The organism is Mycobacterium colombiense (genome assembly GCF_001665835.1).
In the GTDB taxonomy this organism is placed as follows: domain Bacteria; phylum Actinomycetota; class Actinomycetes; order Mycobacteriales; family Mycobacteriaceae; genus Mycobacterium; species Mycobacterium colombiense_A.
Genome location: NZ_LZSX01000018.1, coordinates 1 through 25,643, shown reverse-complemented (window position 1 = coordinate 25,643; position 25,643 = coordinate 1). Strand labels below are relative to the sequence as shown.

Annotated in this window: 23 protein-coding genes and 2 pseudogenes; 5 read left to right on the top strand and 20 right to left on the bottom strand. The window is 69.0% G+C overall.

Annotated features, from left to right (window positions below; translation table 11 throughout):
* Positions 1 to 49: 49 nt before the first annotated feature.
* Complete coding sequence (gene fdhD / locus A5760_RS03890; protein ID WP_064877863.1) at positions 50 to 871, bottom strand: formate dehydrogenase accessory sulfurtransferase FdhD; 822 nt, start codon at positions 869 to 871, stop codon at positions 50 to 52.
* 109 nt (positions 872 to 980) lie between these two features.
* Entirely contained in the window at positions 981 to 1,961 is a 981-nt protein-coding gene (locus A5760_RS03885; protein ID WP_064877861.1) for an NAD-dependent epimerase/dehydratase family protein, read from the bottom strand.
* 303 nt (positions 1,962 to 2,264) lie between these two features.
* Between A5760_RS03885 and A5760_RS03880 the strand changes: the two genes are divergently transcribed.
* Positions 2,265 to 3,035: a GAF and ANTAR domain-containing protein gene (locus tag A5760_RS03880; protein WP_064877859.1), complete on the top strand. Its 771-nt coding sequence runs from the start codon at positions 2,265 to 2,267 to the stop codon at positions 3,033 to 3,035.
* A 6-nt stretch (positions 3,036 to 3,041) separates the two neighbouring features.
* Here the strand turns inward: A5760_RS03880 and A5760_RS03875 are convergent, their stop codons facing one another.
* The 4 genes and pseudogenes from A5760_RS03875 to rplS all read right to left on the bottom strand — a co-directional run bounded on the left by A5760_RS03875 (position 3,042) and on the right by rplS (position 5,503).
* Positions 3,042 to 3,347, bottom strand: a complete 306-nt coding sequence (locus A5760_RS03875) for a DUF2469 domain-containing protein (RefSeq protein WP_003875077.1) — start codon at positions 3,345 to 3,347, stop codon at positions 3,042 to 3,044.
* A gap of 4 nt (positions 3,348 to 3,351) precedes the next feature.
* A pseudogene (locus A5760_RS03870) lies at positions 3,352 to 4,159 on the bottom strand (ribonuclease HII).
* A 2-nt stretch (positions 4,160 to 4,161) separates the two neighbouring features.
* Positions 4,162 to 5,067 carry a signal peptidase I gene (gene lepB, locus A5760_RS03865; RefSeq protein ID WP_064877855.1) on the bottom strand — a complete coding sequence of 302 codons (906 nt, stop codon included), beginning with the start codon at positions 5,065 to 5,067 and terminating at the stop codon, positions 4,162 to 4,164.
* 94 nt (positions 5,068 to 5,161) lie between these two features.
* A complete protein-coding gene (rplS, locus tag A5760_RS03860) occupies positions 5,162 to 5,503 on the bottom strand; it encodes a 50S ribosomal protein L19 (protein WP_064877853.1) in 342 nt (113 codons plus the stop codon).
* A 340-nt stretch (positions 5,504 to 5,843) separates the two neighbouring features.
* Between rplS and A5760_RS03855 the strand changes: the two genes are divergently transcribed.
* Positions 5,844 to 6,821, top strand: a complete 978-nt coding sequence (locus A5760_RS03855; protein ID WP_064877846.1) for a hypothetical protein — start codon at positions 5,844 to 5,846, stop codon at positions 6,819 to 6,821.
* A gap of 15 nt (positions 6,822 to 6,836) precedes the next feature.
* Here A5760_RS03855 and trmD read toward each other — a convergent pair whose 3' ends face one another.
* The 5 genes from trmD to A5760_RS03830 all read right to left on the bottom strand — a co-directional run bounded on the left by trmD (position 6,837) and on the right by A5760_RS03830 (position 9,533).
* Positions 6,837 to 7,550: a tRNA (guanosine(37)-N1)-methyltransferase TrmD gene (gene trmD / locus A5760_RS03850; RefSeq protein ID WP_064877844.1), complete on the bottom strand. Its 714-nt coding sequence runs from the start codon at positions 7,548 to 7,550 to the stop codon at positions 6,837 to 6,839.
* A 9-nt stretch (positions 7,551 to 7,559) separates the two neighbouring features.
* Positions 7,560 to 8,087, bottom strand: coding sequence for a ribosome maturation factor RimM (rimM, locus tag A5760_RS03845; RefSeq protein WP_064877842.1), 528 nt, complete (start codon positions 8,085 to 8,087; stop codon positions 7,560 to 7,562).
* A gap of 24 nt (positions 8,088 to 8,111) precedes the next feature.
* Positions 8,112 to 8,354, bottom strand: a complete 243-nt coding sequence (locus tag A5760_RS03840; protein ID WP_003878715.1) for an RNA-binding protein — start codon at positions 8,352 to 8,354, stop codon at positions 8,112 to 8,114.
* Between the two features lie 8 nt (positions 8,355 to 8,362).
* Positions 8,363 to 8,884, bottom strand: coding sequence for a 30S ribosomal protein S16 (rpsP, locus tag A5760_RS03835; protein ID WP_064877840.1), 522 nt, complete (start codon positions 8,882 to 8,884; stop codon positions 8,363 to 8,365).
* Between the two features lie 229 nt (positions 8,885 to 9,113).
* On the bottom strand, positions 9,114 to 9,533 hold the full coding sequence (locus A5760_RS03830) for a nuclear transport factor 2 family protein (protein WP_064877838.1): 420 nt from the start codon (positions 9,531 to 9,533) through the stop codon (positions 9,114 to 9,116).
* Positions 9,534 to 9,591: 58 nt separating this feature from the next.
* Between A5760_RS03830 and A5760_RS03825 the strand changes: the two genes are divergently transcribed.
* On the top strand, positions 9,592 to 10,473 hold the full coding sequence (locus A5760_RS03825) for a D-alanyl-D-alanine carboxypeptidase family protein (protein WP_064877836.1): 882 nt from the start codon (positions 9,592 to 9,594) through the stop codon (positions 10,471 to 10,473).
* A gap of 7 nt (positions 10,474 to 10,480) precedes the next feature.
* On the opposite strand, the gene A5760_RS03820 is transcribed toward A5760_RS03825, so the two are convergent.
* From A5760_RS03820 to ffh, 5 genes and pseudogenes are all read right to left on the bottom strand, one after another.
* A complete protein-coding gene (locus tag A5760_RS03820) occupies positions 10,481 to 11,077 on the bottom strand; it encodes a TetR/AcrR family transcriptional regulator (RefSeq protein WP_064877834.1) in 597 nt (198 codons plus the stop codon).
* Between the two features lies 1 nt (position 11,078).
* Positions 11,079 to 12,925 (bottom strand): annotated as a pseudogene (locus A5760_RS03815) (N-acyl-D-amino-acid deacylase family protein).
* Positions 12,926 to 13,001: 76 nt separating this feature from the next.
* Entirely contained in the window at positions 13,002 to 14,642 is a 1,641-nt protein-coding gene (locus A5760_RS03810) for a serine/threonine-protein kinase (RefSeq protein ID WP_064877830.1), read from the bottom strand.
* Between the two features lie 37 nt (positions 14,643 to 14,679).
* The gene (locus A5760_RS03805) at positions 14,680 to 15,756 is read right to left on the bottom strand and encodes a metal-dependent hydrolase family protein (RefSeq protein WP_155764195.1); all 1,077 of its coding nucleotides are present in this window, start codon (positions 15,754 to 15,756) and stop codon (positions 14,680 to 14,682) included.
* A gap of 13 nt (positions 15,757 to 15,769) precedes the next feature.
* The gene (ffh, locus tag A5760_RS03800) at positions 15,770 to 17,335 is read right to left on the bottom strand and encodes a signal recognition particle protein (protein ID WP_064877826.1); all 1,566 of its coding nucleotides are present in this window, start codon (positions 17,333 to 17,335) and stop codon (positions 15,770 to 15,772) included.
* A gap of 177 nt (positions 17,336 to 17,512) precedes the next feature.
* Here ffh and A5760_RS03795 point away from each other — a divergent pair, with 177 nt between their 5' ends.
* Together A5760_RS03795 and A5760_RS03790 are read left to right on the top strand one after the other, a co-directional pair.
* On the top strand, positions 17,513 to 18,307 hold the full coding sequence (locus A5760_RS03795) for an alpha/beta hydrolase (protein ID WP_064877824.1): 795 nt from the start codon (positions 17,513 to 17,515) through the stop codon (positions 18,305 to 18,307).
* 100 nt (positions 18,308 to 18,407) lie between these two features.
* The gene (locus A5760_RS03790; protein ID WP_064877822.1) at positions 18,408 to 20,162 is read left to right on the top strand and encodes a DEAD/DEAH box helicase; all 1,755 of its coding nucleotides are present in this window, start codon (positions 18,408 to 18,410) and stop codon (positions 20,160 to 20,162) included.
* A gap of 10 nt (positions 20,163 to 20,172) precedes the next feature.
* On the opposite strand, the gene A5760_RS03785 is transcribed toward A5760_RS03790, so the two are convergent.
* The 4 genes from A5760_RS03785 to ftsY all read right to left on the bottom strand — a co-directional run.
* Entirely contained in the window at positions 20,173 to 22,659 is a 2,487-nt protein-coding gene (locus tag A5760_RS03785; protein ID WP_082279324.1) for a [protein-PII] uridylyltransferase, read from the bottom strand.
* Between the two features lie 45 nt (positions 22,660 to 22,704).
* Complete coding sequence (glnB, locus tag A5760_RS03780) at positions 22,705 to 23,043, bottom strand: nitrogen regulatory protein P-II (RefSeq protein ID WP_003878721.1); 339 nt, start codon at positions 23,041 to 23,043, stop codon at positions 22,705 to 22,707.
* The gene (locus tag A5760_RS03775) at positions 23,040 to 24,500 is read right to left on the bottom strand and encodes an ammonium transporter (protein WP_064877820.1); all 1,461 of its coding nucleotides are present in this window, start codon (positions 24,498 to 24,500) and stop codon (positions 23,040 to 23,042) included. Before A5760_RS03775 ends, glnB begins: the two co-directional genes overlap by 4 nt.
* Before the next feature lie 114 nt (positions 24,501 to 24,614).
* A partial coding sequence (gene ftsY / locus A5760_RS03770) for a signal recognition particle-docking protein FtsY (protein WP_064877818.1) occupies positions 24,615 to 25,643 on the bottom strand: 1,029 nt, incomplete at its 5' end.

Sequence of the window (25,643 nt, the reverse complement as noted above, 5' to 3'; positions counted from 1 at the left end):
CCCAGTGCGACGCCCATCCACAGCCGGCGGGGCGAGACCCGGGTGGCGGCTAGGTGATCCGGTCGGCCCGGGTGTAGATGTTCATCGAGTCCTCCCGCAGGAACGCCACCAGCGTGATGCCGGACTCCTCGGCCAGCGACACCGCCAGCGACGAGGGCGCGGACACCGCCGCCAGCACCGGAATGCCGGCCATCACGGCCTTCTGCGTCAGCTCGAACGATGCCCGCCCGCTGACCAGCAACACCGAGGCCTGCAGCGGTATCCGCCGGTGTTCCAGGGCCCAGCCGATCACCTTGTCGACCGCGTTGTGTCGCCCGACGTCTTCGCGCACCACCAGCATCGCGCCGTCCACCCCGAACAGCGCGGCGGCGTGCAGGCCGCCGGTGCTGTCGAAAACCTTTTGCGCCGAACGCAATTGGCCGGGCATCGCCTTGAGGGTGGCCGCCGCGACGGTCGCGTTATCGGTGCCCGGCGAGAAGCGGCTGATCAGCCGCACCGCGTCCAGCGACGCCTTGCCGCAGATCCCGCACGACGAGGTGGTGTAGAAGTTGCGGGTGACGTCGAGGCCGGGTTTTTCCACCCCCGGGGCCAGCGTCACGTCCAGCACGTTGTAGGTGTTCGCGCCCTCGTCGTCACGCCCGGCGCAGTACCGGATGCTGTGCACGTCGTCGCGGCCCGCGATGACGCCTTCGGTGAGCAGAAAGCCTTGGGCGAGTTCGATATCCGATCCCGGCGTGCGCATCGTCACGGTGACCGCCGTGCCGTCGACCCGGATCTCCAGCGGCTCCTCGACGACCAGGGTCTCCGGCCGGGTGATCGCCTTCTCGGCGGTCAGATGCGTGACCCGCCGGCGCGACGTTACGTGCCCCACTAGGCGATTTCACCGCCGGCGGAGACGTCGCGAGGAGCGGCTGAACGCTGGAAACCCATCGGATCAAACTACCCCGGCCGGCGTCCGGCCGCCGAGCAGAACAACGCTCTCACGGCCCCTCGGCCAGCGCTTCCAGCGTCTCGGCCGACGAGTGCAGCGGCCGCCAGCCCAGCTGGGTCTTGGCCTTGGTGGTGTCCATCACCATCGACGTCCGCGCGGTGTGCAGCCACTCCAGCATGGACGGCACCAGCGGCACCCGCGAGATCGCCGCGGAGGCCGCCGTGGCGGCGACGGCCGGAACGCGCACCGGGCGCCCGCCCAGCGCCCTGGCCACGTCGGCAACCGTCACGACCCCGTCGCCGGCGATGTTGTACGCCCCCGGCGGGGCCGGTGCGGTGGCCGCCAGCGCGATCGCCGCCGCGACGTCGTCGTGGTGAACCAATTGCAGCGGGAAGCCCGGATCCGGCACCACCGGCTTCAGCGCCGGGACGGCTTTGACCACTGCACGCATCGGGCCGGGCAGCTGATTCCACGGCATCGCGTCGGCGAGCGCGGTGGCTTTGGGCCCGGCCACGATGCAGGGCCGCAACACGAACACCTCCAGCGGCGAGTCTTTGGTGATCTCGGCGAGCAGCGCCTCGGACGCCGCGTTCTGCGCCGAGTAGTAATGCTCCGCGGACCCCCGGGCCGGCACGTCCTCGGTCAGCGGGGCGGGGTTGTCGGAGTGGTAGCCGTATGCCGCCACCGACGAGGTGTAGACCAGGCGCCGGGGCCGCTCGGCGGCCACCGTCGCCTCGAACACGTTGCGGGAGCCTTCGAGATTCACCCGGGCGCTCTCGTCGCGCGAACCCATGATCATGAAGGCCAGGTGGACCACCACGTCGGCCTGCGCGACCAGAGCGTCGACGGCCTCGCGGTCCAGGATGTCGCCCTGCTGATAGCTGGTCTTCAGCCAGCCGCGTGACGGCGGGTCAAACGGCCGGCGAGCCATCCCGATGATCGCGTCGACGGCGGGTTCGCGTTCCAGCGCCGTCACCGCGGAGATGCCGATCTCCCCGGTCGGTCCGGTCACCGCGACGGTCACTCCCATCAGAACGTCCTTCCCTCCCGCGGCCTGCCGAAACCCCGGCGCGCGGGACCTCACCGAGCCCCCCGGCGCGCGCGATCGGCGCGTGATAGAACCATCTTTCCAGCGTCTCGCGGTTCATGAGCGGCTGGACGGGCGGGCATTCCGCTTCGTCAGCGGTAGCTTGGCGGTCGACGGTGACCAACAAGATGCCCGCTTATTAGCCGCAACCAGACGAAACCGGGTGTAAGGCTGGTCTCGGCGACCGATAATTTACGGCGATCGAAAGCGGTCACACCGCCGACACCGCAGAAAACGAGGCGCAGCATGGGCGACGAATCGAGGACCGGCGCGGCCGCGTCCGCGAACGGCGGGGAGAAGGCCGACCCCGCGACGGTTTTCGCCGCCCTCGCCGAGATCATCTATCAGGGGTCGGACGCCAACCAGATGTATGCCGCCATCTGCGTGGCCGCCACCTTGACCGTCCGCGGCTGCGATCACGCCAGCCTGCTGGTCCGCGAGAACGACAAATACATCACCGTGGGCGCCAGTGACCGGCTGGCCCAGTCCATCGACGACCTCGAACGGCGTGCCGGCGACGGCCCCTGCATCGACGCCATCGAGGAAGAAACGCCCCAGATCGACACCGACCTGACCACGCCGTCGCTATGGCCCAAGCTGGCGGCCGTCCTGGTCGCCGAGACACCGGTACGCGGCGCGATGGGGTTTCGGTTGTTGGTCGACAAACGCAAAGGGGCCGCGCTGAACCTGTTCAGCGACATCCCGAACATGTTCGACGCCGAGTCCGCCGGGCGGGCGGCCGTGCTGGCCGCGTTCGCCAGCGTCGCGATCAACGCGGTCCACAAAGGCGAGGATGCGGCCAGCCTGCGCCGCGGGCTGCTGAGCAACCGCGAGATCGGCAAGGCCGTGGGAATGCTGATGATGCTGCACGAAATGAGCGAGGACGACGCCTTCGACCTGCTGCGGCGCCACTCCCAGGCGCTGAACATCAAGCTGGCCGACGTCGCCCGGGAGGTCATCGAGCAGCGCGGCCAGCTGCCCGTCCCCGGCGACAACCAGCTTCCGCCGAACACGTAGCGACGGCTACTCGGGAAGCCGCAGCTCGGGCTTCTCGACCTCTTCGATGTTGACGTCCTTGAAGGTGACCACCCGCACCTGCTTGACGAACCGCGCCGGCCGGTACATGTCCCACACCCAGGCGTCGGACAGCCGCAGCTCGAAGTAGACCTCGCCGTCGGCGTTGCGCGGGGTCATCTCCACGCTGTTGGCCAGGTAGAAGCGCCGTTCGGTCTCCACGACGTAGCTGAACTGGCCGACGATGTCCTTGTATTCGCGGTACAGCGAGAGCTCCATCTCGGTTTCATACTTTTCGAGATCTTCTGCACTCATCTGCTCAGACGTCCTTCTCCCAGACAGCTTTCCCCGGGCATCCCGGCGCTAGCTGCCGTCCGCCGGGGCGGGAATCCTGATCCCATCTTTCCTCACCAATATCCATCGCGCTGCAGCGGTGTGTCCGGTTGGCAGTCGGCCACCACCCGGCCACCCGAACCGTCGGCCACCCGCCGCACGTTGATGAACGAATAACGGTGCTCGGGGCACGGACCCAGCCGCGTCAGCGCCGTGCTGTGCGCCGGCGTGCTGTAGCCCTTGTGCAGGGCGAAGCCGTAGCCGGGATGGTCGGCCTCCATGGCGACCATCAACCGGTCCCGGCTGACCTTCGCCAGCACGCTGGCCGCCGCGATGCACGCCGCGACCGCGTCGCCCCCGATGACCGGGAGCGACGGGACGGCCAGCCCGGGCACCCGGAAGCCGTCGCTCAGCACGTAGCCGGGACGCACGGACAGCCCGGCGACGGCACGGCGCATCCCCTCGATGTTGGCGACGTGCACGCCGCGCCGGTCCACCTCGGCGGGCGGGATGAACACCACGTGGTAGGCCAGCGCGTAGCGGCGAATCAGCGGGAACAGCTTCTCCCGGGCGGCCTCGGTGAGCTTCTTGGAATCATCAAGCGCGGCAAGGCTTTCCATCCGCCCCGGACCGAGCACGCAGGCCGCCACCACCAGCGGCCCGGCGCAGGCGCCGCGGCCCACCTCGTCGACGCCGGCCACCGGCCCCAACCCGCTGCGATACAGCGCCGATTCCAGGGTGCGCAACCCTGACGATTTACGGATCACCGTCCGCGGCGGCCACGTCGTGGCCACGGCTACCGATTCTGCTGCGGGTTCACCGATCCCACGCCGCCCCATCGGGACGGTGGCCACACGATGAACCTGGCTTTGCCGATCACGTTGGACACCGGCACGGTTCCCGACGTCGGGTCGCCGGTGCACAGCACACCCTTGAGGGCCTCGGCCGGCACGCTGGTGCAGTGGGCCCGCGAATCCGCGGAGTGCGTCCGGTTGTCGCCCATCACCCACAGGCGTCCGGCCGGGACGTGTACCGGCCCGAACTCGCTGCCCAGGCAGGGGTACACCGACGGGTCGGCGGCCATGGTGTTGCGATCCAGGTACGGCTCCTTCAGCGGCTTGCCGTCGACCGTCAATCCGGTGTCGGCCCGGCATTGCACCGTCTGCCCGCCGACCGCGATGACCCGTTTGACCAGGTCATTCTCGTCGGGCGGCACGAAGCCGACGAAGGACAGCGCGTTCTGCACCCAGCGCAGCACGGTGTTGTTGGACCGGATCGACTTGTAGCCGAGGTTCCACGGCGGCGGACCCTTGAAGACGATGACGTCACCGGGGCGCGGCGCGCTGAAGCGGTAGCTGACCTTGTCGACCATGATCCGGTCGCCGACGCAGCCCGTGCACCCGTGCAGCGTGGGCTCCATGGATTCCGACGGGATCAGGTAAGGCCGCGCCACGAACGTCAACATGACGTAGTAGAGGACGACGGCGATCACCGCCAGGAGCGCGAATTCGCGCAGCGTCGAACGCTTGGGGTCCTCCGGTTCGCCCTCGTCGGGCGTTTCGGCCACCAGCCCCGGTTCGGGGATCGATCCGTCCGTCGTCGCGGCCTCGTCGGGGCGCGTCTCCGGGTTGCGGGTAGAGACCTTCGGATCTGCCTCGCCGGCGTGAGGCTCGGGCTTCGATGAATCCGCGGTATCGGTCACGAGATCAGCGTAGCCAGCGCACGTTGGGGCCGCCCAAAGCGGCGCACCGGAGAAACTGTGGGACGAATCAGCAGCGCCACCAAGGCGTCCCGGCTCAGCGCTTCTCCTTGATCTTGGCCTTCTTGCCGCGCAGTTCACGCAGGTAGTACAGCTTCGCGCGGCGGACGTCACCGCGGGTCACCACCTGGATGTGGTCGATGTTGGGCGAGTGCACCGGGAAGGTCCGCTCGACGCCGACGCCGTAGCTTTCCTTGCGCACGGTGAAGGTCTCGCGGATGCCACCGCCCTGGCGACGGATCACCACGCCCTTGAACACCTGGATGCGCTCCTTGGCGCCCTCGATGACCTTGACGTGCACGTTGATGGTGTCGCCCGGGCCGAACACCGGGATATCGTCGCGCAGCGACGCCTGATCGACGAAGTCCAGCCGGTTCATGCGAGACACTTCCTTGAGGTCGCGGCCGACGGCAGCTACCCACACGCAGGTGTGAGGCGGCCGCCAAGCCGATGGTTTCGGGCTTTCTGGCGTATCTCGCAGCAGGCGGGAAACGGCCCAACCGGCCTGCAACCGCTGGAGACAACTGGTTAATTGTGCCAGACGGGGCGCGTGCTGCGAAAATCACAGCGAGTCGGCGGTTCGCAACGCGCCAAACGCGCTGGTAAATGGTACATATGACTGGGGTCAGAACGCGCTACCCGCGCAGGGGCGATGGCCGGTGCAGGTGGCGCGAGGGTCCCGCTGTTGCACTGTGTCGAAGTCACGCCGGAGGAGTCGAATGCGGGTACGTCCGCTGACGCTGTTCACCGCCACCGCGGCGGTGACGTTGGTGGTTGCCGCCGGTTCCGAGGCGCTGGTCCAGGCGAAGGTGTACAGCCTGCCGGTCACCGCGCCCGTCCGGGTCCTCTCCGCGCCACCCACCTCGACTCCCCCGCAGTCGACCACGCTGATGCTCGAGGCGGCCACACCCCCGCAGCCGGCCCAGGCGCTACCGGCCCCGGGGTTCGGCCAGTTGCAGGCCCGCGTTCAGCAGGCCGCCGATGAGGCCGCCGGCAGCGGCGCCGCCCTGTCGGTGGCCATCCTCGACCGCAGTACCCGTCAGCTGATCTCCAACGGCAACAGCCAGGTCATCGGCACCGCTTCGGTGGCCAAGCTGTTCATCGCCGACGATCTGCTGCTGCACGAGTCCGAGGGCAAGGCGCCGCTGAGCACCGATGACCGCCAGGCCCTGGACATCATGCTGCAGTCATCCGACGACGGCGCGGCCGAGAAGTTCTGGGGGCAGGGCGGCGGAGCCGCGATCATCACGGAGATCGCGTCCCGCTACGGCCTGTCCTCCACCACCCCGCCCAGCGACGGGCGGTGGTGGAACACGATGAGCTCGGTGACCGACCTGATCCGCTACTACGAGATGCTGCTGGACGGATCGGGCGGCCTGCCGGCCGATGACGCCAAGATCATCGTGGACGACCTGGCGCAGTCCACCCCCAACGGGCTCGACGGCTACCCGCAGCGGTTCGGCATCCCGGACGGTCTGTATGCCGAGCCGGTCGCCGTCAAGCAGGGCTGGATGTGCTGCATCGGCAGCGACTGGATGCATTTGTCCACCGGCGTGATCGGGGCCGACCACCGCTACATCATGGTGGTCCAATCCCTGCAGCCCGCCGATGACGCCACCGCCCGCGACACCATCACCCGGGCGGTCAAGACGATATTTCCCGAGGGCCGCATCGAGGTGCCCCGGCACGGGCTCTAACGGGCTCTAACGGGCTCAATCCTCTTCGGGCTCAATCCTCTCGGGCTCAAGCAGTTCGGGCCGGCGTTCGCGGGTGCGCTGCAGCGAGATCTCCCGGCGCCACGCGGCGATTCGCGCGTGGTCACCCGACAGCAGCACCTCGGGGACGTCGAGCCCGCGCCAGCTCGGCGGCCGGGTGTAGCTGGGCCCCTCCAGGCGCCGGTCCAGCGCCGGCGAGTGCGAATCCTCGCGGTGCGACGCGGGATTGCCAAGCACCCCGTCGAGCAGGCGCAGCACGGCCTCGATCATCACCACGGCCGCCGACTCGCCGCCCGGCAGCACGTAATCGCCGATCGAGACCTCCTCGACCCGCATCCGCCCCGCGGCATCCTCGATGACCCGCTGGTCGATGCCCTCGTAGCGGCCGCACGCGAACACCAGGTGGTTCTCGGCGCTCCAGCGCGCGGCCGTCGCCTGCGTGAACAACCGGCCGGCCGGGGTGGGGACAACCAAAACTGTTTCCTCGGAGGCGATCTCATCCAGCGCCTCACCCCACACCGGCGCCTTCATCACCATCCCGGGGCCGCCGCCGTAGGGAGAATCGTCGACCGAGCGGTGCACGTCGTACGTCCAGCGCCGCAGGTCGTGTACCCGCAGATCCACCAGGCCGGACTGGATCGCCTTGCCCGGCAACGATTGCCGCAGCGGGTCCAGATAGGCCGGAAAGATCGTGACGACGTCGATTCTCATATCGAAGACCTACAGGTCCAGCAGGCCTTCGGGCGGGTCGATCTCGACGGTGCCGTCGTCCAGCGACACCGACGTGACGATCGCAGACACGAACGGCACCAACACTTCCCGCTTCTCGTCGCCCGAATCGCGCCGCACCGCCAACAGTTCACCGGCCGCGGTGTGCAACACCTCCGCCACGACACCGATCTGCCCGCCCGCGGCGGTGCGCACGCGCAGGCCTTCGAGCTGATGGTCGTAGTAGGTGTCCGCCTCGTCGATGTCGGGCAAGTCCGCGGAATCTACGACGAACAGGGCGCCGCGCAGCGCGTCGGCCGCGTCACGGTCGGTGACGCCGGCCAGCCGCACCAGCAGCCGCCCGCCGTGTTCGCGCGCACTCTCGACGGTGAGCTCACGCTCCCAGCCGGCACGGGAATGCTTGGCGCGCAGCGCGTTACCCGGCGCGAACCGGGCGTCGGGGTCGTCGGTGCGAACCTCGACGATCACCTCGCCGGTGATGCCGTGGGCTTTCACCACGCGCCCGACGGTCAACTCCAAGGGAGTTCCATGAGCAGCGCCGGCCTACTGGTCGGTGTCCACCACGTCGACGCGGATGCCGCGACCGCCGATGCCGGCGACCAGGGTGCGCAGCGCGGTTGCGGTGCGACCGCCGCGGCCGATCACCTTGCCCAGGTCATCGGGATGGACGTGAACCTCGACCGTCCGCCCGCGGCGGCTGGTCACCATGTCGACCCGGACGTCGTCGGGATTGTCGACAATCCCGCGAACCAGGTGCTCAACAGCGTCAACGACAACCGTACTCATCGCCGCGGTCAGCTTTCGGTGGTCGGCTCGGCCTGCTCGCCGCCCTCGGCGGGCGCCTGGGACTCAGCGGCGGTGTCCGCCGGGGTCTCGGCGGCGGCCTCCGGCTCGGCAGCCTCGTCCGCGCTCTTGGCGGCCTTCTTGGCCGGGGCCTTCTTCTTCGGCTTCGCGGCCTCGGTGGTGGGTCCGCCCTCGGCGTCGGCCAGCGCGGCGTTGAACAGCTCCAGCTTGGTGGGCTTGGCGGGGGCGGCCTTCAGGCGGCCCTCGGCGCCGGGGAGCCCCTTGAACTTCTGCCAGTCGCCGGTGATCTGCAGCAGCTTGCGCACGGGCTCGGTGGGCTGAGCACCCACGGAAAGCCAGTACTGGGCGCGCTCGGAGTTGATCTCGATGAGGCTCGGGTCTTCCTTGGGGTGGTAGCGGCCGATGACCTCGATAGAGCGGCCGTCGCGGCGGGTGCGGGCGTCGGCGACGGAGATGCGGTACTGGGGATTGCGGATCTTGCCAAGCCGGGTGAGCTTGATCTTGACAGCCATGGTTAAGCGAACTCTCCTGTAGGTGTCACGCTGCAATTCAGCGATCGGGGCGGGGATGCCCCGATCCGGTTTTGCCTCGCGTGTATGACCGGTCGGCGATGCGTGATCGCTCGGCGGACAGCCGCCTATTGTGCCAGAACAGGCGCGACGATCAGAAATCGCGCGATGCGGCGATCGCAAGCGCGGCGCAGCCGGGCGCGGCGGGTCGCCGCCATCAGACATGCGGGGATCACATCACTTTCTGGAAGACCTTGGTCTCCGCCCGCCGGGTCATCCGCCAGCCGTCCGGTGTGCGGACGAACTCGTCGTCGTACCAGAGTCCGCAGAACAGCACCTGGTCCTTGTCGCCGCCGAGCACCATCGGGTTGAAGCAGATCACCCGTGACGCGGCCTTGTCCCCGTCGATCCGGACCGAGAAGTTGCCCAGCATGTGTGCGTACACCGGGAAGTTGGGCAGCACCTCGGCCAGCCACTTCTTGACCTCGGGGTACTGGCCCTCGATGCCGCCCAAAGCCGTGTAGTCGATGTAGGCGTCCGGCGTGAACACCTTGTCCAGATCGTCGAATCGCCGGTTGTCGATGGCGGTGGAGTAATCCACCAGAAGCTGCTGGATCTCGAGCCGATCCGAGATCTCTTCCAGGCTCAACATGCATCGGACAGTACTGAAGGTCTGCCCCGAACAGGGTCGGAAGTTAGACTTTGCGGCCATGCGGAAGCTCACGGCCGCAGCCGCTACCCTGCTCGCGCTCGGTACCTGCACCGCCACCGTCACCATGTCCACCGCCTGGGCGGACAACTCGCAGCCGGTCGGCTCGATCCCCATTCCCGACGGGCCGGCGCGAACCTGGATCATCGCCGATCTCGACAGCGGTCAGGTGCTGGCCGGCCGCGACCAGGATGTCGCCCACCCGCCGGCGAGCACCATCAAGACCCTGCTGGCCCAGGTGGTGCTGGACTCGGTGAGCCTGGACTCCACGGTGGTCGCCGACGTCGCCGACACCCAGGTGGAGTGCAACTGCGTCGGGATCAAACCGGGCCGTACCTACACCGCGCGCCAACTGCTGGACGGCCTGCTGCTGGTCTCGGGTAATGATGCCGCCAACACGCTTGCGCACATGCTGGGCGGCCCGGACGTCACCGTGGCCAAGATGAACGCCAAGGCGGCCTCGCTGGGCGCCACCAACACGCACGCCGCGACACCGTCCGGTCTGGACGGGCCCGGAGGTTCGGGCGCGTCCACGGCGCACGACCTGGCGGTCATCTTCCGCGCGGCGATGGCCAACCCGGTGTTCGCGCAGATCACCGCCGAGCCGTCGGCGATGTTCCCCGGCGATAACGGCGATCACCCGATCACCAACCAGGACGAGCTGTTGCAGCGCTATCCCGGCGCGATCGGCGGCAAGACCGGCTTCACCGACGCCGCCCGCAAGACCTTCGTCGGGGCCGCCGCCCGCGGGGGCCGCCGGCTGGTGATCGCCATGATGTACGGGCTGATCAAAGAGGGCGGACCGACGTACTGGGATCAGGCGGCGACGCTGTTCGACTGGGGATTCGCGCAGAGCCCGCAGTCCAGCATCGGCTCGCTGTAACTTCTCGTCAGGAGTCCGGCAGCGCCTCGGTCAGCAGCGCCATCAGCACCGGGATCCGCTGAGCCGCGATTTCCGGTTGCGGCAGAACGCCTTCCACCACCGCGGCCCCGTCGAACACGTTGGTCATCAGCGCCACGAACACCGGGAAGGTGTCCGCGGGGAAGCGTTCGGCGCCCGGTAGCGCGCGGGCCGCGTCGTGGATCTTCGCGGCGTACTGGCCCAGCTCGTGTTGCAAAGTCTCCCTGAGCTTTTCGTCGGTGCGGGCGGCCACCAGCAGTTCATAGATGACGGCGTTGGCCGGGCCGCTGGTGATGTCGCGCAGGATTCCCAGCGCCGCTTCCAGCGCCGGCCGGTCGGCGGGTATTTCCGTGACTCCCTTGGTGAACGACTCCAGCTGGCGGCGCAACACCTCGGACGCCGTGGCCGCCATGAAATCGCCCATGGTGTCGAAGTGCCGGAACAGCGCGCCCACCGACACCCCGGCCCGCTTGGTGATCGCCGCGGCGGACGCGCGGGCGTAGCCGACCTCGATGATGGTGGCGATGCAGGCGTCGATGAGCCGTCCGACGGTTTCCTCGCGGCGCTGCTGCTGGGTCCTGGACATGTCAGGCGGTGACGCCCAGCGAGCCGCGCTCGCGACGGGTGCGCTCCCCCGCCCGCAGGTAGCGGCCCGACCGCACGGATTGCCCGTAGCCGTCCCGGAATTCGCCTTTGGAATGGCTTCCGCCGAAGACGACCACGCCGCCCACGCCGGTGGCGACCACGGCGTCGTCGTTGCGGTTGACCATGCGCCGCAGGCCACCGTAGAACGGCACCGCCTCCTCGTGGTAGCCGTCGACGGAGTCGTCGAGCCCGGCCGGGTCGATCACCACGAAGTCCGCGCGGTCGCCCTGCCGCAGCGTGCCGGCGTCGAGGCCGAACCACTCGGCCAGTTCACCGGTGAGCCGGTGCACCGCGTGCTCGATCGACATGAAGGGCGCGCCCGCGCGGTAGGCGTCCCGGGTGCGCTTGAGCATCCGCAGTCCGAAGTTGTAGAAAGCCATATTGCGCAGGTGCGCACCGGCATCCGAGAAGCCCATGTGCACGCTGCCTTCGGTGGCGAGCGCATCGAGCAGCTTGGGGCGGTGGTTGGCGACAACGGTCGTCCACCGGACGTTGCGTTCGCCGTTCTCGACGAGCACGTCCAGGAACGCGTCGAGCGGGTGCAGCTTGCGCTCGTCGGCGATCGCGCCAAAGCTCTTGCCGATCAACGACTTGTCCGGGCATTCGACGATGACCGCGTCGTGGAAGTCACGGTGCCACAGCGACGGCCCGAGCTTGATGCGGTCGAACTCGTGCCGGAACTTCCGGCGATATTCCTTGTCCGCCAGTAACTCGTTGCGCTCCAATTGATCCCGCAGGTGCAGGGCCGCCGTTCCGGCGCCGAACTCCTCGAAGACCGGCAGGTCGATTCCATCGGAGTACAACTCGAACGGCACCGGCAGGTGCTGGAATTTCACGCTGGCACCCAGGAGCTTGTTCAGCAGACGAGTCCCCGGGCCGAACACGTATACCGACAGCGGCATCGACTTGGCGTCGGCGGATACCAGCATGCTCATCCGAACGCCCTTGCCCCAGTTGAGTAGCCGGCTGCTGGCCAGGAAGAAGAGCATTCCGGTCGACGGCTTCGCCACGTTGGGGGCGCTTTGCAGAATCCGGCCCCGCTTGCGCAGCACCTTGATCAGTCTGCGCCGTTCACGCCACGTCGCGAAGGTGGACGGCAGGGCGCGTGAGCGGAACCGTTCGCCGTCGAGTTTGTCGATGGGCGCGTCCATCCCGGACATGCCGAGCACACCGGCGTCCAGGGCCTCGTCCAGCAGGTCGGCCATCTTCTCCAGCTCGCCCTCGGTGGGCCGCACCGCGGCGTCGGTGGCCCGATCCAGTCCCAGCACCGCGGTCCGCAGGTCCGAATGACCAAGCAGTGAACCGATATTGGGCCCCAGCGGCAGGGCGTCGATAGCCTTGATGTACTCCGCGGCCGTCGACCAGGTCCGGTTGGAATCCAGCGCGCCGAAGACGAATTCGCGCGGCACCGCCTCCACCCGGCTGAACAGGTCGGCGGCGTCCCGGGAATCGGCGTAGACCGTCGACAACGAGCAGTTGCCAAGCAGCACCGTGGTGACACCATGGCGCACCGACTCGCGCAGTCCGGGATCCAGCAGCACCTCGGCGTCGTAGTGGGTGTGCACGTCGAGGAATCCGGGCACCACCCACTTGCCGGCCGCGTCGATCACCTCGGGGCACCCCGTCTCGTCCAGCGGCTCGGTGGAGACCGTGGCCACGACGCCGTCGCGGATGCCGAGCGTGCGCGTCAGCGGGGCGCCGCCGGTGCCGTCGAACCACAATCCGTCGCGAATGATCACGTCGTAGGCCATGGTTTCCTCCATGTCGTTGATGCCCGGAACGCTAACATAGATAGCGATCACTCGCAATCTTTTCCGGCGCGACACGCCGACCCGCTAAGGCCGCTGGTTCATTCGGGTCAGCGATCAGTTCTGAGGCCGAAACGGCGCCGCCGTCGGCGCGGCGCTGGGCGCGTGCAGCTCCGGGCTCTGCGGACCCGAGCCGGGTTCCGGCACGGCCACGGCCGGCGGCACCTCGCCCGTCCGGCTCGCCACCGTGGGCACCCTGATGACGGCCGACCGCTGGCCGCACTCATCCGTTCGCACGGTGACAACCTCCTCGCCGACGAACTCGCCGTTGGGCTGCGGCCGCAGCGCGAGCACCATGGTCGTGCCCTGCGTGGACTGCGATCCGTCCGGCCCCACGCACGGGAAGGCGAGATCCACCGGCGCGGACTGCCACTCGCCGTCCGTGAATTTCATGAAGATGGATCCCCCGCCGGGTGACATCCCCTGCATGTGGTCGTTGTCGTCGAGCTGCATCGCGGCGGCGGAGCAGCCCTCCGGCTTGCACGACGACCGGAACGCCCACCACGTTCTGACATCCGGCGGCTGCGGATCGGCGGCGTCGTTATAGGTCTGCCTGGTGCGCTCGGCCTCGATGCGGTAGCTGCCGTCGAGTGGGGCAGGCGGGGGTGCCGGGGTGGTCGGCGTCGGAGCGGCGACCTGCTTAGGTGTGGTGCCGGTGTGGCGCCCGATGGCGATGCCCGCAACCAGCGCCCCGGCGACGAGTGCCACCACCGCGGCCCCCAACAAGACCTTTCGCGGCCTGCGCTTCAGGGGCACGTCCGGCTGGTCCGGCGTCGTGGCCGCGACGTCCTCCGGCGCTGCCGCCGTATCCTTTTCATCGTCTTCGTCAGGCTCGGGATCGGGTTCGGGTTCGGGGCGTTCACCCGTCGACAGGCCCGCCAGTTCGCTTGCTGCCCGGGCAAAGTCGTGACAGGTTTCGAATCGGTCCTCGGGTCGTTCGGCGAGCGCCTTGGCGAAGACGCTGTCCAGGTGCGCCAGCTCAGGACGCTGGTCGCTGAGCGGCGGCAGCTTGCCGTCGCGGTGCCGGCGCAGCGCGGCCACGGGGTCGGCATCCGCAACCGGCGGCGCGCCGGTCAGCAGGTGAAATGCGGTGGCCGCCAACGCGTACTGGTCGGCGCGCCCGTCGACGTCGTCGCCACTCAACTGTTCCGGCGCCGCGTAAGCAACACTGACCTGCGTCGCGTCGTCAGCTGCCTGCGCGAGTTGCCGGGCTATGCCGAAGTCGGTCAACAGGATTCGTTGTTTTCCGCCGGCGCGATCGGTCAGCAGGATGTTGGCCGGTTTCACATCGCGATGCGTCAGCCCCCGCAGGTGGGCGTAGTCGAGGGCGCCGGCGATGGCGGTGACCATGGCCAGCACCTCGCCGGCCGGCGAAACGGCCGGGAACCGGTCGGTCATGAGCTGGGCGGCGCTGGTGCCTTCGACGTATTCCATCGCGATGTAGAGCCGGCCGTCGAACCGGCCGCGCTCGTGCACCTCGACGATGTGGGGGTAGTGCAGGTTGGCGACGACCGGGGTTTCCTCCCGGAACCGCGCCGTGAAGTCGGTGTCCGCCGACAGTTCGCGGGACAGCACCTTCAACGCCTGCCGGCGCATCGACTCGGGATCCTGGACCAGGTAGACCTCACCCGTCACTCCCGAACCCAGCCCTCGCGACACGATGTAGCCGGCAAAGCTCGCGCCGCTGGGCAACGACATTCGGCGATCCTATCCGCCCGCGCACCGCGACGCGCGGCTAAGCGGCCGGGCGAAACGTCTTGCCGCGCAGGATCACCAGATCGGGACTGTTCAGCATGGCGGCGCCCGCACGCGGGTCGCTCGAGTAGCACAGCAAGTCCGCCGAGGCGCCGTGATCGAGCCCGGGCCGGCCGAGCCAGCGACGCGCGTCCCAGCACGCCGCGCCCAGCGCCTCCGTCGGCGTCATCCCGATGCTCTTGAGCGCCTCGACCTCGTCGGCGATGCGCCCGGGCGCCACCATGGTGCCGGCGTCGCTGCCGGCGTAGATCGGCACGCCAGCGTCGCGGGCCGCGGCGATCCGGGACAGGCCGCGCGCGTGCAGGTCACGCATGTGCGCCGCGTACGCCGGGTACTTCGCGGCGCCGTCGGCGATCCCGGGGAAGTTCTCCACGATGTTGACCAGCGTCGGAACCAGAACGGTCCCGTGCTCGACCATCAGCTCGATGGTGTCGTCGGTCAGTCCGGTGCCGTGTTCGATGCAGTCGATGCCGGCGTTGATCAGGCCGGGCAGCGCGTCCTCGCTGAAGACGTGCGCGGTGACCCGGGCACCATGGGCGTGCGCGGTCTCGATGGCGGCCTTGAGCACGTCGTCGGACCACAACGGGGCCAGATCGCCGACGCCGCGGTCGATCCAGTCGCCGACCAGCTTGACCCAGCCGTCGCCGCGCTTGGCCTCCTGCGCCACCGCGTCAGGCAGTTGCCATTCGTCTTCCAGCTCCCGCGAGAAGCCCGCCGCATACCGCTTGGGCCTGGCCAGATGCTTTCCGGCGCGGATGATGCGGGGCAGATCGTCGCGGTCGTCGAGGCTGCGGGTGTCGGTGGGTGAGCCGCAGTCGCGCAACAACAGCGCGCCGACATCGCGTTCGATCTCGGCCTGGGCGATCGCGTCGTCCAGCGGGATCTCGCCGTGATCACCCAGGCCGATGTGGCAGTGGGCGTCGACCAGCCCGGGCACGATCCAGCCGCCGTCGAAGACGGTGTCGGCGCCGGAAACCGGTTCGGCGCCGATGCGGCCGTCGACGATCCACAGTTCGATCTCGGTTTCGTCGGGCAGCCCCACGCCCCGCACGTGCATGCGCACCGGGCGGCTACCGGCTTCCGGGGTTGCCCGGGAACTTCAGCTTGGACAGATCGAAGTCGGCCAGACCGGGCGGCAGCTCATCGAGGCCTTCGGGCATCTGCGACAGGTCGGGGAATCCGGCCGGCATGCCCTGCATCAGCGGGTTGCGCGCCTTCGGTGGCGTCGGGCCGCGTCCGCCCTTCTTGCCCTTCTTGCCCGCCTTGCCCTTCGCTCCCTTGGACTTTCGCGTCGCCGACTTGCGGCCCAGTCCGGGGATGCCCATGCCGCCGAGCATCGACGACATCATCTTGCGGGCCTCGAAGAAGCGGTCCACCAGCTGGTTGACCTCAGACACCGTGACGCCCGAGCCGTTGGCGATGCGCAGCCGCCGCGACGCGTTGATGATCTTCGGGTCGGCGCGCTCCGCCGGAGTCATGCCGCGGATGATGGCCTGCAGGCGGTCGAGCTGGCTGTCGTCGACCTGGGCCAGCGCGTCCTTCATCTGCCCGGCGCCGGGCAGCATGCCCAGCAGATTGCCGATCGGGCCCATCTTGCGGATGGCCAGCATCTGTTCCAGGAAGTCCTCGAGCGTGAGCTCGCCGCTGCCGATCTTGACGGCGGCGGCCTCGGCCTGTTCGGCGTCGAAGACCTGCTCGGCCTGCTCGATCAGGCTCAGCACGTCGCCCATGCCCAGGATGCGGCTGGACATCCGGTCGGGGTGGAAGACGTCGAAGTCCTCCAGCTTCTCGCCGGTGGAGGCGAAAAGGATTGGGACGCCGGTCACCTCGCGGACCGAGAGCGCCGCGCCACCGCGGGCGTCACCGTCCAGCTTGGTCAGCACCACGCCGGTGAAGCCGACACCTTCGCGGAACGCCTCCGCGGTGGTGACGGCGTCCTGACCGATCATCGCGTCCAGCACGAACAGGACTTCGTCGGGATTGATCGCCTCACGGATCGCCGCGGCCTGCGACATCAGCTCGTCGTCGATGCCCAGCCGGCCGGCGGTGTCGACGATGACGACGTCGAAGTGCTTGGCCTGGGCCTCGGCGAGGCCGGCAGCCGCGACCGCGACCGGGTCGCCGGGCCCGGATCCGGGCGACTCGCCGGGATGCGGTGCGAACACCGGCACGCCGGCGCGCTCACCGACGACCTGCAACTGGTTCACCGCGGCCGGGCGTTGCAGGTCACACGCCACCAGCAGCGGGGTGTGCCCCTGGCCGCGCAGCCAGGAGGCCAGCTTGCCGGCCAGCGACGTCTTACCGGAACCCTGCAGACCGGCGAGCATCACCACGGTCGGCGGCGTCTTGGCGAACGCCAGCTGGCGAGTCTGGCCGCCCAGGATGCCGATGAGTTCTTCGTTGACGATCTTGACGACCTGCTGCGCCGGGTTGAGGGCACCGGAGACCTCGGCGCCCTTGGCGCGGTCCTTGATCCGGGTGACGAAGGCGCGCACCACGGGCAGCGACACGTCGGCTTCCAGCAGCGCCAGCCGGATCTCGCGGGTGGTGGCCTCGATATCGGCTTCGGTCAATCGACCCTTGCCGCGCAGCCCGGCAAGGGCACCGGTCAAACGGTCGGACAGCGATTCAAACACCCCGCCAGCCTAGTGGTAGTGCCAGCGGGCGAATTCACCGTCCAAACCCCCGCGAGCGTGAAGTTAGCTTCACACCCGTCGGCGAGCGTCAAGCTAACTTCACGCTCGCTGGCTGGAAAGCCCAGAAAGGCTGCGGAGGCCTTGACGGCCCGGGTGCCGCCAGCAAAGGTCAGGCTCATGCTCGAGGTGATCGACAAGGGGTCCTGCAGCGACGCGCATCCGGTGCCGCTGCTCTTCGTGCACGGCGGCTGGCATGGCGCTTGGTGCTGGGAGCACTTTCTGGACTTCTTCGCCGACGCCGGCTACCGAGCGGTCGCGATGAGCCTGCGCGGGCATGGCGCCAGCCCCACCGTCAAGCCGCTGCCGAAGGTGTCCATCGCCGACTACATCGACGACGTCCGTTCGGTGGCCGACGACCTGGGCGGTGCGCCGGTCCTGGTCGGCCATTCCCTGGGCGGCTTCGTGATCCAGCGCTATCTCGAAGATCGCCGCGCCCCGGCCGCGGTGCTGGTGGGCTCGGTGCCGCCGCAGGGCGTGCTCACCCTGGCGTTGCGGGTGTGGCGCCGCCGGCCGTCGATGACGATCGAATCGTGGAGCGATCCCACGCTGCTGAGATTCCTCGCCACCCCGGCGCTGGCCCGCGAGTACCTGTTCTGCCCCGACACGCCCGAGGCCGTCGTCGAATCCTGCCGGCAGCGCGCCGGAGCCGAGAGCGTTCGCGCCGCCATGACCGACCCGATCGTCCGCCGCGTCCGGACCAAGCGGGTGAGCACGCCGATGCTGGTGCTGGGCGCCGAGTACGACGGCTTCGTCAGCGTCCGCGAGGTGCGCAACACGGCGCGCGCCTACCGGACCGAGCCGGAATTCTTTCCCATGGGCCACAACATGATGCTCGAACCGGGCTGGGCCGACGTTGCCGGACGCATCCATGAATGGCTGCAGACCCGCGAAACGGCGAGCCCGACACGATAGCCAGTCGAGTCGCTACTGCGCCGAAAAGCGTTGGCGTGCTAGATTTCACAGCCGCGACTCAATCGAGTCACCGCGTCGACGAGTAACGAACGGGGGTCCTGTGTCGGTGCCGCTCAGCAGCATCCAGGCGCAGGCCGACAGCGTTCCCGGCGACACCGGCGTGCTGCGTGGCTGGCAGCGCAGGGCGCTGGTCAAATACCTCGCCGCCCAGCCGCGCGATTTCCTGGCGGTGGCCACCCCGGGCTCGGGCAAGACGACCTTCGCCCTGCGGGTGGCGGCCGAACTGCTCGGCCAGCGGGCTATCGAGCAGGTCACCGTCGTGGTGCCGACCGAGCACCTGAAGGTGCAGTGGGCGCAGGCCGCGCAGCGCTACGGCCTCGCCCTGGACCCGAAGTTCTCCAACAGCAACGCGCGGATCGCTCCGGAGTATCACGGCGTGATGGTCACCTACGCCCAGGTTGCCGCGCATCCGACGTTGCACCGGGTGCGCACCGAGCAGCGCAAGACCCTGGTCATCTTCGACGAGATCCACCACGGCGGCGACGCCAAGACGTGGGGCGACGCGATCCGCGAGGCGTTCGGCGACGCCACCCGCCGGCTCGCCCTGACGGGGACGCCCTTTCGCAGCGACGACAGCCCCATCCCGTTCGTGACGTACGAGGCCGGTCCCGACGGGATACGGCGTTCGCAGGCCGACCACACCTACGGCTACACCGACGCCCTCGCCGACGGCGTGGTCCGGCCCGTGGTCTTCCTCGCGTACTCCGGGGAGGCCCGGTGGCGCGACAGCGCCGGCGAGGAGCACGCGGCCCGCCTCGGCGAGCCGCTGTCGGCCGAGCAGACCGCGCGCGCCTGGCGCACGGCGCTGGACCCCGCCGGCGAATGGATGCCCGCGGTGATCACCGCCGCGGATCTGCGGCTGCGCCAGCTGCGCACGCACATACCCGACGCCGGCGGCATGATCATCGCCTCGGATCAGACCGCGGCCCGCGCCTACGCCGCCCTGCTGACCAGGCTGACCGGCGAGGCGCCGACGCTGGTGCTGTCCGACGATCCGGGCTCGTCGGCGCGCATCAGCGAATTCGCCGCGAGCACCAGCCGCTGGCTGGTCGCGGTGCGCATGGTCTCCGAGGGCGTCGACGTGCCGCGGCTGTCGGTCGGGATCTACGCCACCAGCGCCTCGACGCCGCTGTTCTTCGCCCAGGCCATCGGCCGGTTCGTGCGGTCGCGCCGCCCCGGCGAGATCGCGAGCATCTTCGTGCCGTCGGTGCCCAACCTGCTGCAGCTGGCCAGCGAGCTGGAGGCCCAGCGCAACCACGTGCTCGGCGAGCCGCACCGCGTCTCCGAGGGCGACCCGCTCGAGAACGATCCCGCCACCAAGACGCAGGACGAGAAGAGCGACCTCGACAAGGGGTTCACCTCGTTGGGCGCCGACGCCGAACTCGATCAGCTCATCTTCGACGGATCATCGTTCGGCACCGCCGCTGCGGCCGGCAGCGACGAGGAGGCCGACTACCTCGGCATTCCGGGGCTGCTCGATGCCGAACAGATGCGCGCGCTGCTGCACCAGCGCCAGGACGAGCAGCTGCAAAAGCGGGCCCAACAGCACAAAGACGGCGGGTCACTGCCGGGCGTCGAGCCCCCGCCGGCCACCGTGCACGGCCAGCTTCGGGAGCTGCGCCGCGAGCTGAACACCCTCGTGTCGATCGCCCATCACCGGACCGGCAAGCCGCACGGCTGGATCCACAACGAACTGCGGCGCCGCTGCGGTGGCCCCCCGATCGCCGCGGCCAGCCGCGACCAGCTGCGGGCACGCATCGATGCCGTGCGCCAGCTCAACGCCGAGCATTCGTAAGCGGGCGGGCTTAGTCCCCGACGGGTTCCTCGAGCACCTCGACCGCGGGCCCGCCCAACACCGCCAGCAGGCTCTGCTCGACAACGTCGCGCGCGCCGTGCTCGGCGTCGCCGGCCGCGTCGGCCGCTGCGGCCGACACCTTCACGCAGAACACGTCGGCCGCCGTCGACCCGAAGGTGTTGACCTTCGCCCAGACGATGTCGGTGCCCGCCAGTTCCAGCGCGCGGGTCAGCAGCGCGAGCAGCCCGAGTCGGTCCATGGCCCGGACCTCGACGATCAACTGGTCGGGTGGGGCCGAGTCGACCCACAGGATGCGCGGCGGTGCGCTCGACCGGGTGACGGGCACCCCGACCTGGACCTCGCCGGCCCGGCTGGTTGCCGCGCTGACGGCGTCGCTGTCACGCTTCTCCAGCGTGCCCAGCACGTCGACGTCGCCGGCCAGCGCCCCGGTGAACTGCTGGCGCAGCAGGCCCGCTTCCGGCGGCGAACCGAACAGCGGCGACACCACGAATTCCACGATCGCGAAGCCTTCGTGGGTGCTGGCCGAGGCCGAATGGATGCGCAGCGAGTTCAGCGCCAGCACCGCGGCGGCCTTCGATACCAGCCCCCGCTGATCCGGTGCGGCCATCAACACGTCCAGGCGCTCACCACCGCCGGGCTTGATGTCCACGTGCACGCCGCGATCTGCGGTCAACGAAAGATATTGCGGCGCAGCTGGTTCCACTTCGGGCAGCGACTCCCCCGCCATCACCAGCCGGCAGCGCCGGACCAGGTCCTCGATCAGCGACGCCTTCCACTCGCTCCACACCCCGGGCCCGGTGGCCTTCGAATCCGCCTCGGTCAGCGCGTGCAGAACTTCGAGCAGCAGCGCGTCCCCGCTCAGCGTTTTCACCACGCGCTCAATGGTTTTGGGGTCATTGAGGTCGCTGCGGGTGGCCACCATCGGCAGCAGCAGATGGTGGCGGACCAGTTGTGCCAGCAGCTCCACCTCGACCGGCGGCATGCCCAGCCTGGGCCCGATCTCGAGCGCCAGGCCCGCGCCGAGCACGCTGTGATCGACGCCGCGACCCTTGCCGATGTCGTGCAGCAGCGCGCCGAGCGCGAGCAGGTCGGGTCGCGCCACCCGGGTCGACAGCGGCGCGGCGTTGACGGCCGTCTCGATGACGTGGCGGTCCACCGTCCATTTGTGCGCGACGTCGCGGGGCGGCAGGTCGCGGATCGCGTCCCATTCCGGCAGCAACCGGCCCCACAGCCCGGTGCGGTCCAGCGCCTCGATCGTCGCGACCGTGGTCGGGCCGGCGGACAGCACGACCAGCAAGTCGTCCAACGCCTCTCGCGGCCACGGCACCGGCATCTCCGGCGCGTTGGCTGCCAGTCGGCTCAGCGTGGCGGCGCCGATCGGCAACCCGGTGTCGGCCGATGCGGCGGCCACCCGCAACACCAGACCCACGTCGGTATCGGGGCGCGCGTCGCGGGCAAGCACGATCTCTCCGGCATATTCGACGACGCCCTCGTCCAGCGGGCGGCGCTTGGGGCGCCGCACCAGGGCCGTCACCCCGCGGCGCGGCAGCGCGTTCTCGGCGGTCCGAATGCCCGTCTCGGCGTGGTAGGCGATGGTGCGTCCGGCATCGGATAGCTTGCGCGCCAAGTCAAATCGGTCTCCGATGTGCAGTGCGGCGCTGATCTCGTCGGCGTATTGGGCCTGCAGCTGGTCACGCCCGCGCCCCGACACCCGGTGCAACTCGGTGCGCACGTCGAGCAGCGTCAGGTGGGCATCGTCGAGGGAACCCCCGGGCGATTCCGGACGCGCCATGCCGTGTCGGTCGATCAGCTGGGCCACACCCAGCGCGTCGAGCAGTTGGACATCGCGGAGGCCGCCGCGACCCGACTTCAGGTCCGGCTCGGCGCGTTGCGCGATGCGGCCACACCGATCCCAGCGGGCCTGCGTCATTTCGACGAGTTCGTTCATCCGGGAGCGAATTGCGCTGCGCCACTGGCGTCGCGCCCCGGCGCTCAACTCGTCGGACAGCCGCGCATCGCCGGCGATGTGGCGGGCGTCCAGCATGCCCAGGGCCGCGATCATGTCGGCATTGGCGACGCCGAGAGCCCCGGAAACGGTCCGCACGCTGTGGTCGAGCCGAACGTTGGCGTCCCACAACGGATACCACAACTTGTCGGCGACCTTCCCCAGCACGTCGTCGGACATGTTGTCGTGCAACAGCATTAGATCAAGGTCGGAATACGGCAACAGCTCATGGCGACCCAGGCCACCGATCCCGACGACCGCGAAGCCGCTGTCGTCGGTGATCCCGATCTCGGCGGACTTGGCCATCAACCATGATTCGTGCAGATCCAGCCAGGCGTGCCGCAGTTCGGCGGCGTGCAGCTTGCTGCCCTCAGACAGCAGTTGGCGCCGCGAGGCAGCCAGATCGACTGCCCCGCAGGCGCTTTCTGTCCCGCCCAGGTGCCCGGACGAGTCGGGGTCGTTCTGGGTCATGCCCTCCCGACCAGCCCGGGTCGAATCAGCAATTGACAGCGGATGTCATAGCGCATCGGTTCCACGCTCGCCGGTGCGCACCCGCACAATGGTTTCCACGGGGCTCACCCACACTTTGCCGTCACCGATCTTGCCGGTGCGCGCGGCCCGGACAATGCTGTCCACGACCTTGTCGACGATGGAGTCGTCGACGACAACCTCGATGCGCACCTTGGGCACGAAGTCGACCGAGTATTCGGCGCCCCGGTAGACCTCGGTGTGGCCCTTCTGCCGTCCGTAGCCCTGGATTTCGCTGACCGTCATCCCCAGGACGCCTGCGTCCTCGAGACTGGTCTTCACGTCATCGAGCGTGAACGGCTTTACGATCGCGGTGATCAGCTTCATGACTGCTCTGCCTCCACTTTGTCGCCCACTCGCTCCTCCTCCAGGCCGTTGCGGGTATCCGCCACAGCGACCCGGGGCGGGAGAACCGAACCGGTAGCCACGGCGAAATCGTATCCACTCTCGGCATGCTCGGCCTCGTCGATACCCGCGGCTTCCGCTTCTGGGTTGAGACGAAGCCCGATGGTGTATTTCAGGATCAACGCCAGGATCAGCGTAACCACCCCAGAGTAGATGAGGACACTGAACGCGCCGACTGCCTGCCGCTCGAGCTGGGCCCAGCCGCCGCCGTAGAACAATCCCTTGGACACCCCGGTCACACCGTTGATGGCCGGGCTCTCCGGCGCGGCCAGCAGCCCTACCAGCAGGGTGCCGGCCAGACCGCCGACCAGGTGCACCCCGACCACGTCGAGTGAGTCGTCGAAGCCCAACCTGAACTTCAGGCCGACCGCCAGCGCGCACACCACGCCGGCCACCAGACCCACCACCAGCGCGCCCAGCACGTTGACCGACGAGCACGAGGGGGTGATGGCGACCAGGCCCGCGACGATGCCGGACGCCGCGCCCAACGTCGTCGCCTTGCCGTCGCGGATGCGTTCGGTGAGCATCCAGCCCAGCATCGCGGTGGCCGTCGCGACCGTGGTGGTCATGAAGGTCGACCCGGCGACGCCGTTGGAGCTGGTGGCCGATCCGGCGTTGAACCCGTACCAACCGAACCACAGCAGCCCGGCACCGAGCATCACGAACGGCAGGTTGTGCGGCCGGAACAACGTGGTAGGCCAACCGCGCCGCTTGCCCAGCACGATCGCCAGCATCAGGCCTGCCACACCGGAATTGATGTGGACCGCGGTCCCGCCGGCGAAGTCGATGGCGTGCAGCTTGTTGGCGATCCAGCCGCCCTTCTCGGAGGCGAAGCCGTCGAACGCGAAAACCCAGTGGGCGACCGGGAAATAGACGAACGTCGCCCACAGGCCGGCGAACACCAGCCACGCACCGAACTTCAGCCGGTCGGACACCGCGCCCGAGATCAGGGCCACGGTGATGATCGCGAACATCAGCTGGAACGCCACGAACACGGTGGCGGGCAGCGTGCCCGCCAGCGGAATATCCGTTGCCGCAACGCCTTTGCTCGGATCGGCGGCCACCGCGTTGACCCCGATGAGGCCCTTGAGGCCCCAGAAAGAGGTCGGCTTTCCTACGACGCCGCCGGCGTCATCGCCGAAGGCGATCGAATAGCCGTAGAGCACCCACAGCACGGTGACCACGCCCATCGCGCTGATGCTCATCATGAGCATGTTCAAAACGCTTCGGGCGCGCACCATACCGCCGTAGAAAAACGCCAGACCCGGCGTCATCAACAGCACCAGCGCGGAACTGGCCAACATCCAGGCGGTATCGCCGGTATTGGGCTGGCCCAGTATCGGGTATGTCACTCGCAATCTCCTCCGGTCGGCCCACATGGCCGCCAGACATGCGTCTGATGACCTGTCCAGAAACATTGCGAGATTGTTGTTTCGGCGATGGGGCCACCGTGTTTCAGCGGTATTAACGTCCCGCTTGCCGTGTAAGGGGTTTCAGCCCAGCAGCGCGTCGACGAAAGCGGCCGGTTCGAACGGCGCGAGATCGTCTGGGCCTTCCCCGAGCCCGACGAGTTTGACCGGCACGCCGAGTTCCTGCTGAACCCGAAAGACGATGCCGCCCTTGGCCGTTCCATCCAACTTGGTCAGCACCGCACCGGTGATCTCGACCACCTCGGCGAATACCCGGGCCTGGGCCAGCCCGTTCTGCCCGATGGTGGCGTCGAGCACCAGCAAAACCTCGTCGACCGCGGCACGCCGTGTTACAACCCGCTTAACTTTGTCGAGCTCGTCCATCAGCCCAACCTTGGTGTGCAGCCGCCCCGCGGTGTCGATGAGCACCACGTCAGCGCCCGCGACGATGCCCTTGTCGACGGCGTCGAACGCCACCGAGGCCGGGTCGGCGCCTTCGGGCCCGCGCACCACCTCCGCGCCCACCCGTGACGCCCAGGTCTGCAGCTGATCGGCCGCCGCGGCGCGGAACGTGTCGGCGGCACCCAGGACGACGCGCCGCCCGTCGGCGACCAGGACCCGGGCCAGCTTGCCGACGGTGGTGGTCTTTCCGGTGCCGTTCACGCCCACGATCAGCAGCACCGAGGGATGGTCCTCGTGCGGCAGCGCCCGGATGGACCGGTCCATGCCGGGCTGCAACTCGTTGATCAGCACATCGCGCAGCACGGCCTTGGCGTCGGCCTCGGTGCGCACGTCGCTGCTGGCCAGCTGGCTGCGCAGCTGCGAGATCACCGATTCGGCGACCACCGGGCCCAGGTCGGCGACCAGAAGTGTGTCCTCGACGTCCTGCCAGGCGTCCTCGTCGAGGTCGCCGCCGCCGATCAGGCCCAGCATGCTGCGGCCGAGCGCGTTCTGCGACCTGGCCAACCGGCCCCGCAGCCGCTCCAGCCGGCCCTCGGTGGGCGCGATCTCCTCGATCTGCGGGGCGGCGGGGGCTTCGGGCGCCTCCGGCGCGGGGGTGGTGCGCGGCCCCGCAGCCGCTCCAGCCGGCCCTCGGTGGCGTTCGACGCCGTC

Excerpts from the sequence above, each read along its gene's own strand:
- rplS (WP_064877853.1), bottom strand. The coding sequence starts at position 5,503 with ATGAACCGGCTGGACTTCGTCGATCAGGCGTCGCTGCGCGACGATATC.
- A5760_RS03820 (WP_064877834.1), bottom strand. The coding sequence starts at position 11,077 with ATGTCCAGGACCCAGCAGCAGCGCCGCGAGGAAACCGTCGGACGGCTC.
- trmD (WP_064877844.1), bottom strand. The coding sequence starts at position 7,550 with ATGAGAATCGACGTCGTCACGATCTTTCCGGCCTATCTGGACCCGCTG.
- glnB (WP_003878721.1), bottom strand. The coding sequence starts at position 23,043 with ATGAAGCTGATCACCGCGATCGTAAAGCCGTTCACGCTCGATGACGTG.
- A5760_RS03775 (WP_064877820.1), bottom strand. The coding sequence starts at position 24,500 with ATGTGGGCCGACCGGAGGAGATTGCGAGTGACATACCCGATACTGGGC.
- A5760_RS03805 (WP_155764195.1), bottom strand. The coding sequence starts at position 15,756 with ATGCACGTGCGGGGCGTGGGGCTGCCCGACGAAACCGAGATCGAACTG.
- A5760_RS03825 (WP_064877836.1), top strand. The coding sequence starts at position 9,592 with ATGCGGAAGCTCACGGCCGCAGCCGCTACCCTGCTCGCGCTCGGTACC.
- A5760_RS03880 (WP_064877859.1), top strand. The coding sequence starts at position 2,265 with ATGGGCGACGAATCGAGGACCGGCGCGGCCGCGTCCGCGAACGGCGGG.
- A5760_RS03785 (WP_082279324.1), bottom strand. The coding sequence starts at position 22,659 with ATGACCCAGAACGACCCCGACTCGTCCGGGCACCTGGGCGGGACAGAA.
- rpsP (WP_064877840.1), bottom strand. The coding sequence starts at position 8,884 with ATGGCTGTCAAGATCAAGCTCACCCGGCTTGGCAAGATCCGCAATCCC.
- A5760_RS03830 (WP_064877838.1), bottom strand. The coding sequence starts at position 9,533 with ATGTTGAGCCTGGAAGAGATCTCGGATCGGCTCGAGATCCAGCAGCTT.
- A5760_RS03885 (WP_064877861.1), bottom strand. The coding sequence starts at position 1,961 with ATGGGAGTGACCGTCGCGGTGACCGGACCGACCGGGGAGATCGGCATC.
- A5760_RS03795 (WP_064877824.1), top strand. The coding sequence starts at position 17,513 with ATGCTCGAGGTGATCGACAAGGGGTCCTGCAGCGACGCGCATCCGGTG.
- A5760_RS03810 (WP_064877830.1), bottom strand. The coding sequence starts at position 14,642 with ATGTCGTTGCCCAGCGGCGCGAGCTTTGCCGGCTACATCGTGTCGCGA.
- A5760_RS03875 (WP_003875077.1), bottom strand. The coding sequence starts at position 3,347 with ATGAGTGCAGAAGATCTCGAAAAGTATGAAACCGAGATGGAGCTCTCG.
- A5760_RS03855 (WP_064877846.1), top strand. The coding sequence starts at position 5,844 with ATGCGGGTACGTCCGCTGACGCTGTTCACCGCCACCGCGGCGGTGACG.
- A5760_RS03840 (WP_003878715.1), bottom strand. The coding sequence starts at position 8,354 with ATGAGTACGGTTGTCGTTGACGCTGTTGAGCACCTGGTTCGCGGGATT.